Origin of the sequence: Serratia sp. J2, assembly GCF_046269175.1 — a bacterium.
GTDB lineage: Bacteria > Pseudomonadota > Gammaproteobacteria > Enterobacterales > Enterobacteriaceae > Chania > Chania fonticola_C.
Map to the genome: position 1 here is coordinate 101,947 of NZ_JBKABN010000007.1, position 18,113 is coordinate 120,059.

An 18,113-nucleotide genomic window follows, 5' to 3' on the forward strand; every position below is an offset into this window, starting at 1 on the left:
GCAACATCATGGTCTGCATATCCATATATGGTAAAGAGGGGGATAGAAATTTTGTGACGCTGGGAATAATTTGCGGAAATTTGATTTTTTTAGTAAAACATAATTTCATTTTTTATAAAATGGCGAGTGCTATTTTAACTACCTACCTCGACGCAAGTTGGCGCTATTTTCGTCAAAAAAATCACTAAAAGTACGGGTATTTAAGAAAAAGTTTAAATAATACATAATTTGTTGAATTGTAAGCTTTTAGCCATTTAGGGAACGATCCCTAATAAAATTGTGCCTGCTGGAATTCTGTTAATTGCTATTTTCTTCATTGGCTTGATCGATTCACCTGTCCATTGTCTATGGATCATTGTGCTAGTGTGGGTGGGTGCCGTTTTTTGCGGTACGAGTCAAAAATCCGTCAATACCCTACTGATAGCAATAAGGATTGTCTCGATGTCTAACAATGGCCCAGACTTGCGTAATGTGCTTTGGTACAACCAGCTTGGCATGCACGACGTTGACCGTGTCGGTGGCAAAAATGCCTCCCTCGGTGAAATGATCACCAATCTCTCCGATTTGGGCGTGGCCGTACCCAACGGTTTTGCCACCACCGCCCAGGCATTTAACGATTTTCTTGAGCAAAGTGGGGTTAACCAGCGCATTTATCAGCTGCTGGATCAGACTGACGTTGACGATATTGCTCAACTGTCCAAGGCCGGTGCGCAAATTCGCCAATGGGTGATCGATACGCCTTTCCACGCGGAATTTGAGCGTGAAATTACGCTGGCGTACCAGCAACTGTCCGAGGGTGAAAGCGAAGCCTCCTTCGCCGTGCGTTCTTCCGCCACGGCTGAAGATATGCCAGACGCCTCGTTTGCCGGCCAGCAGGAAACCTTCCTCAACGTGCAGGGCATTGATGCGGTGATGGTGGCGATCAAACACGTCTTCGCCTCCCTGTTTAACGACCGGGCCATCTCTTATCGTGTGCATCAGGGTTACGATCACCGTGGCGTGGCGCTTTCCGCCGGTGTACAGCGCATGGTGCGCTCCGACCTGGCTTCCTCTGGGGTCATGTTTACCATTGATACCGAGTCCGGCTTTGATCAGGTGGTGTTTATTACCTCGGCGTTCGGCCTGGGGGAAATGGTGGTGCAAGGGGCGGTCAACCCGGATGAGTTTTATGTCCATAAACCGACGCTGCTGAAGGGCAATCCGGCCATTGTGCGCCGCAACCTTGGCTCGAAAAAAATCCGCATGGTGTACGCGCCTTCACAGGATCACGGCAAGCAGGTACGTATCGAAGATGTGCCAGAAGAGCAACGCAATCGTTTCTCTTTGACCGATGATGAAGTCCAGGCACTGGCGCATCAGGCGTTGTTGATCGAAAAACACTATGGCCGCCCGATGGATATCGAGTGGGCCAAAGACGGCCATACCGGCAAGCTGCTGATAGTCCAGGCGCGGCCAGAAACCGTGCGTTCTAATGAGCAGGTGATGGAACGCTACCAACTGAACGGTAACAGCACCGTGCTGGTGGAAGGCCGAGCCATCGGTCATCGCATTGGGGCTGGCCCGGTGAAGGTCATCCACAATATCAGCGAAATGGATCGCATTGAACCGGGTGACGTGTTGGTCACCGATATGACCGACCCGGATTGGGAACCGATCATGAAGAAGGCGGCTGCGATCGTAACCAACCGTGGCGGGCGTACCTGCCATGCGGCGATCATTGCCCGTGAACTGGGGATCCCTGCCGTTGTAGGTTGTGGCCACGCAACGGATCTGCTGAAAGAAGGGCAGAAAGTCACCGTCTCCTGCGCCGAAGGCGACACCGGCTTTGTCTACAGCGACATGCTGGAATTCAGCGTGCAAAGCTCGGAAGTCACTGAACTGCCAGAGCTCCCGTTGAAGATCATGATGAACGTCGGCAACCCAGACCGCGCGTTCGACTTCGCTCGCTTGCCAAATGAAGGTGTGGGGCTGGCCCGGTTGGAGTTTATTATCAACCGCATGATCGGCGTACACCCGCGTGCCCTGTTGGAGTTCGATCAGCAGACCCCAGAGCTGCAGGCAGAAATCAAGACGCTGATGTTGGGCTATGACGATCCGGTCGAGTTCTATGTCGGTCGCTTGACCGAAGGGATCGCGACGTTGGGCGCGGCATTCTGGCCGAAGCGCGTGATCGTGCGCCTTTCCGATTTTAAATCTAACGAATACGCCAACCTGGTCGGCGGCGAGAAATATGAGCCGCACGAAGAAAACCCGATGTTAGGATTCCGTGGCGCGGGTCGTTACGTGGCGGACAGCTTCCGCGACTGCTTCTCCATGGAATGTGCCGCGATGAAGCGGGTACGTAATGAAATGGGCTTGACCAACGTTGAGGTGATGGTGCCGTTTGTGCGTACCGTGGCTCAGGCGGAGGCCGTGGTGGCAGAGTTGGGGCGTCAGGGCCTCAAGCGCGGCGAGAACGGGCTGAAAGTGATCATGATGTGTGAGATCCCGTCCAACGCCTTGCTGGCCGATCAGTTCCTTGAGCACTTTGATGGTTTCTCTATCGGCTCCAACGACATGACGCAGCTCACGCTGGGGCTGGATCGCGATTCCGGTGTGGTCTCTGAGCTGTTTGATGAGCGCAATGAGGCGGTCAAGGCGCTGCTTTCCATGGCGATCCAGGCGGCCAAGCGTCACGGCAAATATGTCGGCATCTGTGGGCAAGGCCCGTCAGACCATGCAGATTTTGCCGAGTGGCTGATGGATCAGGGGATTGATAGCCTGTCGCTTAACCCGGATACCGTGGTGCAGACCTGGGTTAATTTGTCACAAAGAAAGTAAACCTGAATAACAACGTCTGTTGAAAACATAAAACCGCCGGTTAATCCTGGCGGTTTTTTTATATGAGCGGGTTATTTTGCATAAAAAAAAGCCCATCAAAAGACGGGCAAAGACTACACACAGCAATTCAGTGATTCGGGGTTACCTTGTTAGCTGACTTGACTGGAAAACAATGTTTGTAAAACAATGATTTTCAGCAAGATAGAGTTTCATACTAGGTAGTTATCTGGCGCGCGTCATTAAGAATCGTCCCAATAAAACAGCCTGGAATGTACGGGTTTATTGCAAGAACAGGTATTTGAATGGCATCTATTATGGCAATAGGTGAGTCAGCAGAATAATTATCGGGGACGATGCGGCGGGAAAAGAGAATATTTAGGTTAATCGCCTGCCCAATGGATGAGCAGGCGATGCCGGGATCACAGCTGTTCTAAATCTTTGGCGACTTCTTCCAGATCGGCGGTGGGCTCCGGGGCTTCGTTTACCCAGGCGCTAAGCAACCGATAAGAGACCGCCAGCACGACTGGGCCGATAAACAGGCCAATCATTCCGAAAGCCAGCAGACCACCGATAACGCCGGACAAAATTAGAATTAACGGCAGGTCGGCGCCCATACGGATTAAGGCCGGGCGCAGGAAGTTATCCAACGTCCCTACCACACAGCTCCACACCAATAGCACGGTCCCCCAGGTGGTATCACCGGTCCAATACAACCAGATAATAGCCGGGATCAGCACCAGCAATGGTCCCAGTTGGGCCACGCAGAAAACGAACATCAGTACGCTAAGCAAGGTGGCGGCAGGAATGCCCGCAACGGCCAAGCCAATGCCACCCAATATGGATTGCACCAACGCCGTAACCACCACGCCCAACGCTACCGCACGGATCGCTTGCCCGGCCAGTAACACGGCCGCATCGCCCCTGTTGGAAGCAAGGCGCACGGCAAAATGGCGGATCGCCATACCGACCTGCTCACCGCGGGCATACAGCAAGGCGCTGAACAGTAACATCAGCGTACAGTGCATCAGGAAACGGCCAATATGCGCCGCCTGAGCAACAAACCAGGTAGCGGTTTGGCCGAAGTAAGGCTGTATTTTGGCTATCAAGGCGTTGCCACCGGTGTTCACCAGCAGGTGATAGCTGCTATAAAGTTTTTGCCCAATTAGCGGGGTAGAGCGTAGCCATTCCAATTGTGGCGCGTGGATTTGGCCCGGTGCGTTGACCCAAGCCACGACTGGCGCACTGTTATCCACCACGCTACTAACCAGCAGGGCAATAGGTAGTACGAACAGCAAGAGCAGCAGGATGGTCATCACCAACACGGCCAGAGACCGCCGGCCCCATAGCAAATGCTGTAGCTTAATCAACACTGGCCAGGTGGCGATCACCACCATGGATGCCCAGGCAAAGCCCAAAATAAACGGTTGAACGACCCAAAAGCTGGCAACGATCAAAATGGCGATAAACAGCACGCCAAAAATTATCGTCGGTAAATCGTAGCGGCGTTGCGGTTGTGTCATGAATGCGTTTTCATCCTAGTGAGTTAATTCCTTGGTACCCTTTTATCATGGAGCATTTTTGGCAACTTTCACAGCTAAGCGCACATTTTCCTGCGAATTTTGGTCTGGGGTACAGACTTTCATTGATTAGTGGGATTAATAAGTTATGTGGGGGAACAGATTTGCGGCTAGGAGGGCAGACCACCCAGGGATCTGGCTGGTCGCTTATCGCTATAATCAGGGCGCGGGTTGACAGTAGTTTATTGGCCGTAATAGGCTTTGGCTCCGTGCTTACGTAAGTAATGTTTGTCTAACAGCGTGGCTTGCATTGTGGGGATCTGTGGGCTGAGTTGCTGGGTAAACAGATTCATATAGGCGATTTCCTCCAGAACTACTGCATTATGCACTGCGCTGGCCGCATTTGTTCCCCAGCTAAAGGGGCCATGGCTGTTGACCAGAACTGCCGGGATCTCATTAGGGTTGATGCCGAGCTGTTGAAAGGTCTCGATAATGACCTTACCGGTTTCATGCTCGTATTCGCCAGCAATCTCCTCATCCTGCATCAGACGGGTGCAGGGTATGGTGCCATAGAAGTAGTCGGCGTGGGTGGTGCCTAATGCCGAAAGCGACTTTCCCGCCTGCGCCCAGATGGTGGCATGGCGGGAATGGGTGTGGACGATGCCACCAATGTCGGGGAAGGCCTGATACAGAGCAAGATGAGTTGCCGTATCCGAAGAGGGCTTTTTATTTCCCTCGACGATTTTGCCGCTCGCCAGTTCAACCACCACCATATCTTCTATCTGCATAGTGCTGTATTCCACCCCTGAGGGCTTAATCACCATTAACCCGCTTTGGCGATCGATACCGCTGACATTTCCCCAGGTAAATGTCACTAATTGATGTTTGGGCAATAATAAATTTGCCTCAAAAACCTGCCGTTTTAATTCCTGTAACATGAGTTACCTCGTGAGATATCTGTTGGGCGGTGGGGAGTATCACCAATTTTTTCTCTGCGCACTCGGGTAAAGACGCTAGCGTCAATAAAGCTTGAGTACCTGGCGAATAATATTATTTTTCTCAGGTTAAAATACTGCGCTTGCCAATAGGAATAAAGCGCACAGCATTGGTGGGGAAAGTAAATGGTTATATTTGGGCGCAATCGGTCACATTCGGGCATTGATTTTGTGCCTGATTGTGACCGTTTGTTTTTGGTAATGGCTTTTTATAATGTCTAATGCTCTTTTTTATGTGATATTAGTCACAATTAAGGTGTTTGATGTTCTGTCTTGTTGCAGTTTATTGTTAATAAAATCACGTAATAATGAGTGGGAAAGTCAGGGAAAGGATTTCTTGAATTGAGTCACTTTCATGCCAACTAAAAAATATCATTATAGCGTTAAGCCAATCTCGGTATTTTTAGAGGGATAACATGTTACAAGCTGAACGTTATAAGCTCATTTGTACGCACGTACAACAACAGGGTTCTGCTTTGGTAACTGAGTTATCCGTGGTCTGTCAGGTATCGCCTGAGACGATCCGCCGCGATTTGCGGGTATTAGCGAAGAACAAGAAGCTAATCCGCAGCTTTGGCGGAGCCGTGGCGCTGGATGTACATGAAGTACCAGTGATTGACTCCTGGGAACGCACTGCGGTGTCAAACAGTGTCGATCAGGCTGAGAGCTTTCGCAAAAGAACGGAAGAACACCCTGATATCAAGATGAAAATAGCCAAATCTGCCCTGCAGTTTATCCATCCGGGCGACTGCATTCTGCTGGATAACAGCAGTACCTGCTGGTTTTTGGCACGGCAGATCCCGGATATTGAGATTACGGTAGTCACCAACTCGGTCAAAATCATTCAGGCCTTGGCCTGTCGCGATAAGATCCGTGTGATAGGCATCGGTGGTGAATACTCAAGAAGGCATGATGACTTTCATGGCCCAGTGGCCGAAAGCGCGCTGAGAAATTTTCAGATCAATACCTTTTTCTTCTCGTGCCAAGGGTTAAATCAGGAACACGGTATTCGCGATGGCAATGAAATCAATGCCAGATTAAAACAGGTCATGTTGCAGGTGTCGGCGAAAAAGATTTTGCTGGCCGGTTCCAGCAAGTTTGAACAATATTCCTTTTGTAAAATATGCATGTTGGATGAAGTGGATATTCTGATCACCAATAAACTCGTTTCATCTAAATACCGCGGGGATAATCCGAGGTTGGAAATTATTGAAGCTCATAAGTAAGCTGTTTTTAAGAAAATGACGGTCGCGAATAAATAACTATTGTACGCCGCAGGAAAATAACACTCACATCCGCGTAAGTTTAAATATTTAAGTGAAGATAATATTAACCCCTCCTTTCTTAACGAAGGGCCTGCACGTGGCTATGGGGTGGGCTGCGCGCTGACGTTCAACATCTTTCTGGACAAATGGCAGGCTCTACGTGCCATGGATCGTAATCGGGCCAAGCAGCATTCGCTGGCCAGCAGTGAGGAGAAATAATGCGTAATCATCCATTAGGGATTTATGAGAAAGCGTTGCCAAAGCAAACCAGTTGGCTTGAGAAGCTGGTGCTGGCCAAAGCCTGTGGTTTTGATTTTGTCGAAATGTCGATTGATGAGAGTGATGGACGTCTGGCTCGCCTGGACTGGAGCGAGGACGAACGGATGGCGATCGTTCAGGCCATGCAGCAGACCGGTATTCGCATCCCGACGCTGTGTCTCTCGGCGCACCGGCGTTTCCCGTTTGGCAGCCGCGATAGCGCCACCCGCGAGCGGGCCAGGGCTATCATGGTCAAGGCGATAAAACTGGCGCAGGACTTGGGTATTCGCACCATTCAACTGGCGGGTTACGATGTCTATTACGAACCGCAAGACAGCGAAACGATAGCGCATTTTGAAGCCTCGCTGGCCTGGGCAGTGGCACTGGCTGCCGGGGCGCAGGTGATGTGTGCGGTAGAGATAATGGATACGCCTTTTATCAACGCCATCAGCAAGTGGAAAGTGCTGGCAGACAAGATCAACTCACCTTGGTTTACCGTTTACCCGGATATCGGCAACCTGACCGCCTGGGGCAATGATGTGGACAGTGAACTGAGTTGCGGCATCGATCAGATCGCGGCAATTCACCTGAAGGATACTTATCCGGTCACTGCGGATGCGCCGGGGCAGTTCCGCGATGTGCCTTTTGGTGACGGATGCGTGGACTTTGTCGGGCTGTTCACAACCCTGCAGCGGCTCAACTATCGTGGTACCTTTCTGATCGAAATGTGGACAGAAAAGTCGCCGCAACCCATGTTGGATATCATTCATGCGCGTCAGTGGATCGAAGAACAGATGCGCCTTGCGGGCTGGCAGGATGAGCGTTCATCCATGATCATTCCTGGGGAGCCAGTATTAAACTAAGCGCGGTGGAATAACCGCCAGAGTTTCCTCTTCCTAAAGCGCAGCCATCGGCTGCGCTATCATTTTTCCCGCCAAATAATGCCAAATTCAGGATGTACAAGCGGCAAAACACCCGCCATTATGAGGTAGATAGCGATGATGCAGGGGCGAGTAACGCCCCTTGCGGTTATCGTGATAATAAAAGACAGGGGAGGGCCAGTTCCGGGCCCGATTAAGCAATTAAGAGCAGACAGAGTCAAACAAGCGAATGATCCCACAAATTTCTCAGGCATCCGGCCTCGTTCAACGGGTGCTGGACTTTTTGGCCGCGTTAAAACAGAGCGGATTCAACGGCGATACCGCCACTAGCTATGCCGATCGGCTGACGATGGCGACGGATAACAGCATTTACCAGCTGTTGCCTGATGCGGTGGTGTTTCCTCGCTCAACCGCCGACGTGGCGCTGATCGCCCGGTTGGCCGACGAAGAACGCTTCAAGGCGCTGACCTTCAGCCCGCGCGGTGGCGGCACAGGCACCAATGGGCAGGCACTTAATACCGGCATTGTGGTTGATATGTCGCGCTACATGAACCGCATTCTGGACATCAACGTCGAGCAGGGCTGGGTACGGGTAGAAGCGGGGGTGATTAAAGACCAGCTCAACCAGTATTTAAGGCCATTCGGTTATTTCTTTGCGCCGGAGCTTTCTACCAGCAACCGCGCTACTCTTGGCGGTATGATCAATACCGACGCGTCTGGCCAAGGTTCGCTGGTGTACGGCAAAACCTCAGACCACGTGTTGGGGCTGCGGGCGGTATTGCTGGGGGGCGAAATGATCGACACCCGCGTCATGCCGACGCCGCTGGCGGAAACGATTGCTCAGGAAGATACGCCAGAGGGGCGGATCTACCACACCGTGCTGAACCGATGCCGCGAGCAACGGGCGTTGATCCTGGAAAAATTCCCCAAGCTTAACCGTTTCCTCACCGGCTACGATCTGCGCCACGTGCTGAGCGACGATCTGCAAACTTTCGATCTGACCCGCATTCTTACCGGTGCCGAAGGGACCTTGGCCTTTATCACCGAAGCGCGGCTGGATATCACGCCGTTGCCGAAGGTGCGGCGGCTGGTAAACGTCAAATATGACTCTTTCGATTCAGCCTTGCGCAATGCCCCCTTTATGGTGGAAGCCAAGGCGCTGTCGGTGGAAACCATCGATTCCAAGGTGCTGAATCTGGCCCGCGAAGATATCGTCTGGCACTCGGTCAGCGAACTGATCACCAACGTGCCGGATAAAGAGATGCTCGGGTTGAACATCGTTGAGTTTGCCGGTGACGATAAGGAACTGATCGACGGCCAGATGGAAGCGTTGTGCGAGCGTCTGGATGACTTGATCTCCGAACAACAGGCTGGCGTGATCGGTTATCAGATTTGCGGCGATTTGAGCGGCATTGAGCGCATCTACAATATGCGCAAAAAGGCGGTTGGGTTGCTGGGTAACGCCAAAGGGCAAGCCAAACCCATTCCGTTTGCCGAAGATACCTGCGTGCCGCCGCAGCACCTGGCCGACTACATCACCGAGTTCCGCCAACTGTTGGATAGCCATAATCTGAGCTACGGTATGTTCGGCCACGTTGATGCTGGGGTACTGCACGTGCGCCCGGCATTAGATATGTGCGATCCCCAGCAAGAAGTGCTGATGAAGCAGATCTCTGACCAGGTGGTGGCATTAACCGCGAAGTACGGTGGCCTGCTGTGGGGGGAACACGGAAAGGGCTTCCGGGCGGAGTATAGCCCAGCGTTCTTCGGCGAAGAACTTTACGAAGAACTGCGCCGCATCAAGGCCGCGTTTGACCCGCTCAATCGACTCAACCCGGGTAAAATCTGCCCGCCGCTGGGTGTTGATGCCGTGATGATGAAAGTCGATGCGGTGAAACGCGGTACGTTTGATCGCCGCATTCCCATCGATGTCCGCACCTCGTTCCGTGGCGCGATGGAGTGTAACGGCAACGGACTGTGTTTCAACTTTGATGTCCACAGCCCGATGTGCCCATCGATGAAGATCACCGCGAATCGGATCCATTCGCCGAAAGGCCGTGCGGCACTGGTGCGGGAGTGGTTACGGTTATTGGCAGAGCAGGGCGTGGATCCCGTCGCGCTGGAAAAGCAGTTGCCGCAGCAGCGCCTCAGCTTCCGCACTCTGGTTGAGAAAACCCGTAATAGCTGGCATGCAGGCAAGGGCGAGTATGACTTCTCTCATGAAGTCAAAGAAGCGATGTCTGGCTGCCTGGCCTGTAAAGCCTGTTCGACCCAGTGCCCGATCAAGATCGACGTGCCGGGCTTCCGTTCGCGCTTCCTGCAGCTTTATCACACCCGTTATCTGCGCCCAATGCGCGACTATGTGGTCGCTGGTGTCGAGAGCTATACCCCGTTGATGGCCAAAGCGCCGAAGGTGTTCAACTTCTTCTTCAAGCAGCCATGGGTGCGCGAACTGAGCCGCAGCAGCATCGGTATGGTGGATTTACCGCTGCTATCCAGCCCAACGTTACGCCAACAGCTGTCGGGCCATAGCGCGTTCAGCATGACGCTTGAACAGTTGGAAGCATTGAGCGAAAGCCAGCGCGAACAGCATGTGCTGGTGGTACAGGATCCGTTTACCAGCTATTACGATGCCCAGGTCGTGGCAGACTTTGTACGGCTGGTGGAAAAGCTGGGCTACAAGCCGGTGCTGTTGCCTTTCTCACCGAACGGTAAGGCACAGCATATCAAAGGCTTCCTGACGCGCTTTGCCAAAACGGCGCGCAAGACCGCGGACTTCCTTAACCGGGTAGCCAAACTGGGGATGCCGATGGTGGGTGTCGATCCGGCGCTGGTGCTGTGTTATCGCGACGAGTATCAAGAAATTCTCGGGGCCGAACGGGGGAGTTTCCAGGTGCAACTGGTCCATGAATGGCTGCAAAAGTTGTTGGCAGAACGTGCGGAACAGCCTGCCACCGGGGAAGCGTGGTATCTGTTTGGTCACTGCACCGAAACCACCGCATTACCGGCCAGTACCCAGCAGTGGGCTGCCATCTTTGCCCGTTTTGGCGCCAAGTTGGAAAACGTCAGCGTCGGTTGCTGTGGCATGGCGGGCACTTACGGTCACGAAGCCAAGAATCTGCAAAATTCCCTGGGTATTTATGAGCTATCATGGCATCAGGCGCTACAACGTTTGCCAAGGCAACGCTGTCTGGCGACCGGTTATTCTTGCCGCAGCCAGGTAAAACGCATTGAAGGCAATGGCGTGCGGCATCCATTACAGGCACTTCTGGAGATGATTGCGTGAAGCTGTGGAAACGTGAAACAACGCTGGAACAACTCAACCAAAGCGGCGAAGGATGCATGGTGGCCCATGTGGGTATTCAGTTCACCCGTTTGGAAGATGACTATTTAGAAGCAGTGATGCCCGTCGATCACCGTACGACCCAGCCGTTTGGCCTGTTACATGGAGGGGCTTCGGTGGTGCTGGCCGAGTCGATGGGGTCCATGGCCGGTTATCTGTGCACCGAAGGGGAGCAAAAGGTGGTGGGGTTGGAGATTAACGCCAACCACCTGCGTGCGGTATTTAAAGGGCAGGTGCGCGGGGTTTGTCGCGCGTTGCATGCTGGCCGCCGCAATCAGGTCTGGCAGATCGAGATCTTCGACGATCGCGATCGCCTGTGCTGTACCTCACGGCTGACCACGGCGGTATTGGAATAGAGGCCCCCTTACTCCAACCCTCTCCCACAGGGAGAGGGAGCTGTTGGCCTCTGCTTTTTTGGAAGTAAGGAGGCCATCTCAGCAAACGCGAACGCCCCCTCATCCAAAGTGCGTCACCGAATTTCAGTTGCACTCGATCGGTCCCCTTGCCCTGTGGGAGAGGGGCCAGCTTTATAACTGGAAGGGGACCCGTTTCACAAAATCCTTCTGAAAAGCGGTAGCCTTGTCCCAGCCGCCTTCCATCGAATATTTCTGGCAAATCAGCGTTAGCGTATGCCGGGCAAAATGATAGCACTGTACGCGGAACAGCTGACAGCGCTGTGGGTTGTTGATCTCGACGATCAGCCGGTTATGCAGTTTGCTCAGCGCATGCAGGTAACTCTCGTCATCGCCATTTTCCAGGCATAAATTCGCCATGCCAAGGCTGACGCCGTTGTAACGCTTCAGATGATTGATGTTGCATTCCGGCCGCTGTAGCGCCGCTTCCGCCATATAGAAATCCACCGTGGCATCACGGATGTTGAACTTGTATTCATCAATTTTGCTCAGCAGCCACGCATTCATCGAGATAGCCATAGGTCCACGCCCAATTAAAGCTTAATGATAATCATTATCATATTTGCAGCTGTGGCGATGATCAATGCTCCCCGCAGTTTTTTTTCTGTTGTGGGTCTTTTGACCGCCACGGGCTAAAAATACGCGAGCGACTAGACTTAAAGCAGGGAAAGGCATTTTTCAGACAGACAAAATGCAGAAATAGGTATTTTCTATGAATGTTTAAAACAGACGACTTATCCGGTGTTATAACCTTATCGGGGCTGCGGGATAAGCCGTACAAGATATGATTAATTGCTATGAATTCAGAGGGATAAAAATTATCCCCGTGTCTATTCTGCCTGGATGCGCCATCGATTTATCGTGTTGCCGAGCGTAAATCCGGGCGTTTGGTAAATACCCCCGCAAAACAAACGGTTGAAGTGATAATCATTATCACTAACATGGGCGGTAAGCCAGATCGGCTGTAGTAAAACACGAATGTGAGGTAGGCCATATGCATACGGAAGATGTTGGTACTTTTTCCTTGGCAGACAACGTCTGGCAAGGCATTTCGCTGAGCGACAGCGCGGTGAAGCAGATAATCAGACTCATGCAGCAGGATGCTCAGGTGAAAGGGCTGCAACTCGGCGTCAAACAATCGGGTTGTGCGGGCTTTGCCTATGTACTGGATTTGACCCGCGAACCGGCCAGCGACGATCTGTTGTTCGAACGTGACGGGGCCAAGCTGTTCGTGCCGCTCAAAGCGATGCCGTTTATCGATGGCACCACGGTAGATTTTGTTCGGGAAGGGCTGAATCAGATGTTCAAATTTAATAACCCTAAAGCTCAGAACGCCTGCGGGTGCGGTGAGAGCTTTGGCGTTTAAGCGATGCAATCAACATGACACGAAGCAACGTAGAAGCAGCAAAAGATGTACCGGCTTGGGTCAGCGAAGGTCGCTACAAGGAAGGATTCTTTACCCAACTGGCCACCGATGAGTTGGCCAAAGGTATCAACGAAGAGGTGGTACGCGCCATTTCGGCCAAGCGTAACGAACCCGAGTGGATGCTGGAATTCCGCCTGGAGGCTTACCGTGCCTGGCTGCAAATGGAAGAGCCACACTGGCTTAAAGCCCACTATGACAAGCTGAACTATCAGGATTACAGCTACTATTCAGCGCCGTCCTGCGGCAGTTGTGATGACTCCTGCGGTTCTCAGCCTGGGGCTGAGCAGCAGCCTGGCGCCAGTACGGAAAACGGCTACCTGACTAGCGAGGTTGAACTGGCGTTTAATCAGTTGGGTGTCCCGGTGCGTGAAGGTAGCGAAGTGGCGGTAGACGCCATTTTCGACTCGGTTTCCGTCGCGACCACTTACCGTGAAAAGCTGGCGGAGAGTGGGGTGATCTTCTGCTCGTTCGGTGAGGCCATTCACGACCATCCAGACTTGGTACGTAAGTATCTGGGCCGAGTGGTGCCGCATAACGACAACTTCTTTGCCGCACTAAACGCTGCGGTGGCTTCCGACGGCACCTTCGTCTACGTGCCGAAGGGCGTACGCTGCCCAATGGAGCTTTCCACCTATTTCCGTATTAACGCTGCGAAAACCGGCCAGTTTGAACGCACCATTCTGATTGCCGATGAAGGCAGCTACGTCAGCTATATCGAAGGCTGCTCAGCGCCGGTACGCGACAGCTATCAACTGCACGCGGCGGTGGTAGAAGTGATCCTGCATAAAGACGCCGAAGTGAAGTATTCCACGGTGCAAAACTGGTTCTCCGGCGGCGGAGAAAGCAAGGGCGGCATTCTTAACTTCGTCACCAAGCGTGCGCTGTGTGAAGGCTCAGGGTCCAAAATGTCGTGGACACAGTCGGAAACCGGCTCGGCCATCACCTGGAAATACCCAAGCGTGATCTTGCAGGGCGACAACTCGATCGGTGAGTTTTTCTCGGTGGCGCTGACCAGCGGCTACCAACAGGCGGATACCGGCACCAAGATGATCCACATTGGTAAAAACACCAGGTCGACCATTATTGCCAAAGGGATCTCCGCCGGGCACAGCCAAAATACCTATCGTGGGCTGGTGAAAATCCTGCCTGGGGCGGAAAACGCCCGTAACTTTACCCAGTGCGATTCGATGCTGATCGGGCCCAACAGCGGGGCGCATACCTTCCCTTATGTGGAAACGCGCAATAACAGCGCCCAGCTTGAGCATGAGGCTACCACCTCGAAGATTGGTGACGACCAACTGTTCTACTGCCTGCAACGAGGCATCAGCGAAGATAACGCTATCTCGATGATCGTCAATGGTTTCTGTAAGGACGTGTTCTCCGAGCTGCCGCTGGAGTTTGCCGTGGAGGCACAGAAGTTACTGGCTATCAGCCTGGAACACAGCGTCGGTTAAGCACCCGTATTTATAGCGCAGCAGCGCGATCAGAGGACACAGCATGTTAAGTATCAAGAATTTGCACGTCAGCGCCGAAGGTAATGAGATCCTCAAGGGGCTGAGCCTGGATATCAAACCCGGCGAAGTGCACGCCATTATGGGGCCCAACGGCTCTGGCAAAAGCACGCTTTCGGCCACGTTGGCTGGCCGGGAAGAGTATGAGGTCACCGCTGGGGAAGTGACGTTTAAAGGTAAAGATCTGCTGGAGCTGGCTCCTGAGGATCGGGCCGGTGAGGGCGTGTTCCTGGCATTCCAGTATCCGGTAGAGATCCCCGGCGTCAGCAACCATTTCTTCCTGCAGACCTCGGTGAATGCGGTGCGTAATTACCGCGGCCAAGAGGCGCTGGATCGCTTCGACTTCGCCGACTTTATCGAACAGAAGATCGAGTTGCTGAATATGCCAGCGGATCTGTTGACCCGTTCGGTCAACGTCGGTTTTTCCGGCGGCGAGAAGAAGCGCAACGACATCCTGCAAATGGCCGCGCTGGAGCCGGAGCTGTGCATTCTGGATGAAACGGATTCCGGGTTGGATATCGATGCCCTGAAGATCGTCGCCAACGGCGTCAATTCGCTGCGTGACGGCAAGCGCGCCTTTATTATTGTCACCCACTATCAGCGTATTCTCGATTACATCAAACCGGATTACGTTCACGTGCTTTCCCAGGGGCGCATAGTGAAATCCGGTGATTTCTCATTGGTGAAACAGTTGGAGGAGCAGGGCTATGGCTGGCTTTCCGACCAACAGTAGTTCACAGGCACTACAGCAGATGTACAGCCTGTTCGAAGCTCGCGGCGGCGAGCGTTCTGCGCATGCGTTAGCGCATTGGCAGCAGGCTTTGCGCCAAGGCTGGCCGACTCGCAAGCAGGAAAACTGGAAATATACTCCGTTGGAAGGCTTGCTGGAGCAGCAGTTTCTGGAGCCAGTGGACAACGTGCTCAGTGCGGAGCAGCGTGACAAGTTGGCGTTGAAGATCGATGCGTATCGCCTGGTGTTTGTCGATGGGCGCTTATGTTCACAACTGAGCGATGAGGATCTTGGCGACTACCGCTTGACCAGGGTGGCCTATGATGCGCCACTCACGCTGCCGGATCCGATCCAGCCTGAAATTTTCCTGCATTTGACAGAAAGCCTGGCACAGGAAACCAGCGTGATTAGCCTGGCGGCTGGCACAGATCCGGTTAAACCCCTTTATCTGTTGCATATCAGCACCGGTCGCGAGCAGCCCGGTGAAGTGAATACGTTGCATCACCGGCATCATCTGGAGATTGCTAGTGGCGCACGAGCTTCGGTCATCGAACACTACACCAGCGTTAGCGCTGCGGCCCACTTTACCGGTGCGCGCCTGACCGTGACAGTGGGTGATAATGCCGAGCTGCATCATTGCAAACTGGCGTTTGAGAGCCAGGCCAGTTATCACTTTGCCCATAACGACCTGCTGGTTGGCCGCGATGCGCGGGTTAAAAGCGACAGCTTCCTGCTCGGGGCGGGGCTGACACGCCACCACACCAGTGCGCAGTTAAACGGTGAGGGGAGCAATCTGGTCATCAATAGCCTGGTGCTGCCCGTAGGTAAAGAGGTATGCGATACCCGTACCTATCTGGAACACAACAAAGGCTACTGCGAAAGCCGCCAACTGCACAAAACGGTGGTCAGCGATCGAGCCAAAGCGGTGTTTAACGGCATGATCAAGGTCGCGCAACACGCGATCAAAACCGACGGACAAATGAACAACCACAACCTGTTGTTGGGCAAGGTGGCGGAGGTAGATACCAAACCGCAGTTGGAAATCTACGCCGATGATGTCAAATGTAGCCACGGTGCCACCGTGGGCCGGATCGATGAAGAGCAACTGTTCTATCTGCAATCGCGCGGTATTGATAAGCACGCGGCGCAGCAGATGATCATCTTTGCCTTTGCCGCTGAACTGACGGAGGGCATTGCCGACCCTGTCATACGGGAGTTGGTGCTGGCTCGTATCGCCGATCGTTTACCCCAGGAGGCGGCATGAGTTATCCCCTGGAACGGATACGTAGTGATTTTCCCCTGCTGGCTCGGGAGGTCAATGGGCAACCGTTGGCTTATCTGGACAGTGCTGCGAGCGCGCAGAAACCGCAGAGCGTGATTGACCGCGAACTGGATTTCTACCGTCACGGTTATGCCGCGGTTCACCGCGGCATTCATACGCTGAGCGCCGAAGCTACCCAGCAGATGGAGGGCGTGCGTGAGCAAGTGGCGCGCTTTATCAACGCGGGTTCTGCAGAAGAAATCGTGTTCGTCAAAGGTACCACCGAAGGCATTAATCTGGTAGCTAACAGCTTTGGCCGCCATTCGCTGACGGCGGGCGATAGCATCATCATCACCGAGATGGAGCACCACGCCAACATTGTGCCGTGGCAAATGCTGGCACAGGAGCGAGGCATCACGCTGCGTGTTTGGCCATTGCAGCCAGACGGCACCTTGGATCTGGCACAACTGCCGGGCCTGATCGACGCTTCCACCAAGCTGTTGGCGATCACCCAGGTATCGAACGTGCTCGGAACCGTCAACCCACTGCATGAGATCGTTCCCGTGGCCAAAGCGGCTGGGCTGAAGGTGCTGGTGGATGGCGCTCAGGCGGTGATGCACCAGCGTATCGATGTCCAGGTGCTTGACTGCGATTTCTATGTGTTCTCCGGCCACAAGCTATATGGGCCAAGCGGTATCGGTATTCTGTATGGCAAGCAAGCGTTATTGGAACAGATGCCACCGTGGGAAGGCGGCGGTGCAATGATCCAACGGGTCAGCTTGTCGGAGGGCACGACCTTTGCAACGCCTCCCTGGCGTTTTGAGGCTGGTTCGCCCAATACTGCGGGCATGATGGGGCTAGGGGCGGCCATCGACTACGTCGAGGCTCTGGGGCTGGAAAACATCCACGATTACGAGCAGTCTTTAATGCGCTACGCATTGGATGGATTGCAGCAAGTGCCAACGCTGAAGATCTATGGCCCCGCACAGCGTGCCGGAGTGATTGCCTTTAACCTGGGTGAACATCATGCCTACGACGTGGGCAGTTTCCTGGATCAATATGGCATTGCGATCCGCACTGGGCACCACTGCGCCATGCCGCTGATGGAGTTCTACCGGGTGCCAAGTATGTGCCGTGCCTCACTGGCGTTGTACAATACCCGCCAGGAAGTGGATCGCCTGGTTGCCGGTTTGCAGCGCATCCATAGCTTGTTAGGCTAATCATTAAAGGGAGCAATATGGCGCATTTGCCGGACAAAGATAAATTAGTGCGTAATTTTTCCCGCTGCCTGAACTGGGAAGAGAAGTACCTGTACGTAATCGAGCTGGGAAGCCAGTTGCCAGCGCTGGATGAACGCGAGCGGCAGGCGGCCAACCTGATTTCTGGCTGTCAAAGCCAGGTCTGGATCGTGATGAGCAACAATGCGCAAGGGCGTGTTGAGTTTCATGGTGATAGCGATGCCGCCATCGTCAAGGGGTTGCTGGCGGTGGTGTTTATTGTTTATCACCAGCTTACGCCGCAGCAAATTCTCGATCTGGATGTACGTCCATTCTTCGGCGAACTGGCCTTGAGCCAACATCTGACGCCTTCCCGTTCTCAAGGTTTGGAAGCGATGATCCGCGCTATTCGCAGTAAAGCGGCCCAGCTCGCCTGACCGTGCACCCAAGGCTTATTGATGACAGGTTATGTCAAT

At 53.4% G+C, this 18,113-nt stretch carries 14 protein-coding genes; 11 read left to right on the forward strand and 3 right to left on the reverse strand.

Annotated elements, in window-relative coordinates; all coding sequences use genetic code 11:
* Nucleotides 1-441: 441 nt before the first annotated feature.
* Entirely contained in the window at nt 442-2,820 is a 2,379-nt protein-coding gene (ppsA, locus tag ACKWMY_RS09725) for a phosphoenolpyruvate synthase (RefSeq protein ID WP_199062300.1), read from the forward strand.
* Between the two features lie 419 nt (nt 2,821-3,239).
* Here ppsA and ydiK read toward each other — a convergent pair whose 3' ends face one another.
* Nucleotides 3,240-4,340, reverse strand: coding sequence for an AI-2E family transporter YdiK (gene ydiK, locus ACKWMY_RS09730; RefSeq protein WP_308870239.1), 1,101 nt, complete (start codon nt 4,338-4,340; stop codon nt 3,240-3,242).
* Between the two features lie 239 nt (nt 4,341-4,579).
* Complete coding sequence (araD, locus tag ACKWMY_RS09735) at nt 4,580-5,275, reverse strand: L-ribulose-5-phosphate 4-epimerase (RefSeq protein ID WP_074031032.1); 696 nt, start codon at nt 5,273-5,275, stop codon at nt 4,580-4,582.
* A gap of 473 nt (nt 5,276-5,748) precedes the next feature.
* Between araD and ACKWMY_RS09740 the strand changes: the two genes are divergently transcribed.
* The 4 genes from ACKWMY_RS09740 (at nt 5,749) to menI (ending at nt 11,435) form a co-directional block, all read left to right on the forward strand.
* Complete coding sequence (locus ACKWMY_RS09740) at nt 5,749-6,558, forward strand: DeoR/GlpR family DNA-binding transcription regulator (protein WP_024531327.1); 810 nt, start codon at nt 5,749-5,751, stop codon at nt 6,556-6,558.
* 257 nt (nt 6,559-6,815) lie between these two features.
* Nucleotides 6,816-7,718, forward strand: a complete 903-nt coding sequence (locus ACKWMY_RS09745) for an L-ribulose-5-phosphate 3-epimerase (protein WP_261160759.1) — start codon at nt 6,816-6,818, stop codon at nt 7,716-7,718.
* Nucleotides 7,719-7,965: 247 nt separating this feature from the next.
* Nucleotides 7,966-11,022 carry an FAD-binding and (Fe-S)-binding domain-containing protein gene (locus ACKWMY_RS09750; protein WP_024531325.1) on the forward strand — a complete coding sequence of 1,019 codons (3,057 nt, stop codon included), beginning with the start codon at nt 7,966-7,968 and terminating at the stop codon, nt 11,020-11,022.
* On the forward strand, nt 11,019-11,435 hold the full coding sequence (menI, locus tag ACKWMY_RS09755) for a 1,4-dihydroxy-2-naphthoyl-CoA hydrolase (protein WP_021178115.1): 417 nt from the start codon (nt 11,019-11,021) through the stop codon (nt 11,433-11,435). Before ACKWMY_RS09750 ends, menI begins: the two co-directional genes overlap by 4 nt.
* Before the next feature lie 171 nt (nt 11,436-11,606).
* Here menI and ACKWMY_RS09760 read toward each other — a convergent pair whose 3' ends face one another.
* Complete coding sequence (locus tag ACKWMY_RS09760) at nt 11,607-12,011, reverse strand: hypothetical protein (RefSeq protein WP_024486172.1); 405 nt, start codon at nt 12,009-12,011, stop codon at nt 11,607-11,609.
* A 475-nt stretch (nt 12,012-12,486) separates the two neighbouring features.
* Between ACKWMY_RS09760 and sufA the strand changes: the two genes are divergently transcribed.
* Genes sufA through sufE form a run of 6 tightly spaced genes read left to right on the forward strand, consistent with a single transcriptional unit; the run spans nt 12,487 to nt 18,074 of the window.
* The gene (gene sufA / locus ACKWMY_RS09765; RefSeq protein ID WP_021178114.1) at nt 12,487-12,858 is read left to right on the forward strand and encodes a Fe-S cluster assembly scaffold SufA; all 372 of its coding nucleotides are present in this window, start codon (nt 12,487-12,489) and stop codon (nt 12,856-12,858) included.
* 14 nt (nt 12,859-12,872) lie between these two features.
* Nucleotides 12,873-14,372 carry a Fe-S cluster assembly protein SufB gene (sufB, locus tag ACKWMY_RS09770; RefSeq protein ID WP_024529887.1) on the forward strand — a complete coding sequence of 500 codons (1,500 nt, stop codon included), beginning with the start codon at nt 12,873-12,875 and terminating at the stop codon, nt 14,370-14,372.
* Nucleotides 14,373-14,415: 43 nt separating this feature from the next.
* Nucleotides 14,416-15,162: a Fe-S cluster assembly ATPase SufC gene (gene sufC, locus ACKWMY_RS09775; RefSeq protein WP_021804565.1), complete on the forward strand. Its 747-nt coding sequence runs from the start codon at nt 14,416-14,418 to the stop codon at nt 15,160-15,162.
* Entirely contained in the window at nt 15,137-16,423 is a 1,287-nt protein-coding gene (sufD, locus tag ACKWMY_RS09780; RefSeq protein WP_024529888.1) for a Fe-S cluster assembly protein SufD, read from the forward strand. The genes sufC and sufD overlap by 26 nt, the downstream gene beginning before the upstream one ends.
* The gene (gene sufS, locus ACKWMY_RS09785; RefSeq protein WP_409486240.1) at nt 16,420-17,640 is read left to right on the forward strand and encodes a cysteine desulfurase SufS; all 1,221 of its coding nucleotides are present in this window, start codon (nt 16,420-16,422) and stop codon (nt 17,638-17,640) included. The genes sufD and sufS overlap by 4 nt, the downstream gene beginning before the upstream one ends.
* A 17-nt stretch (nt 17,641-17,657) precedes the next feature.
* A complete protein-coding gene (gene sufE, locus ACKWMY_RS09790) occupies nt 17,658-18,074 on the forward strand; it encodes a cysteine desulfuration protein SufE (RefSeq protein ID WP_199062312.1) in 417 nt (138 codons plus the stop codon).
* Nucleotides 18,075-18,113: the final 39 nt, after the last annotated feature.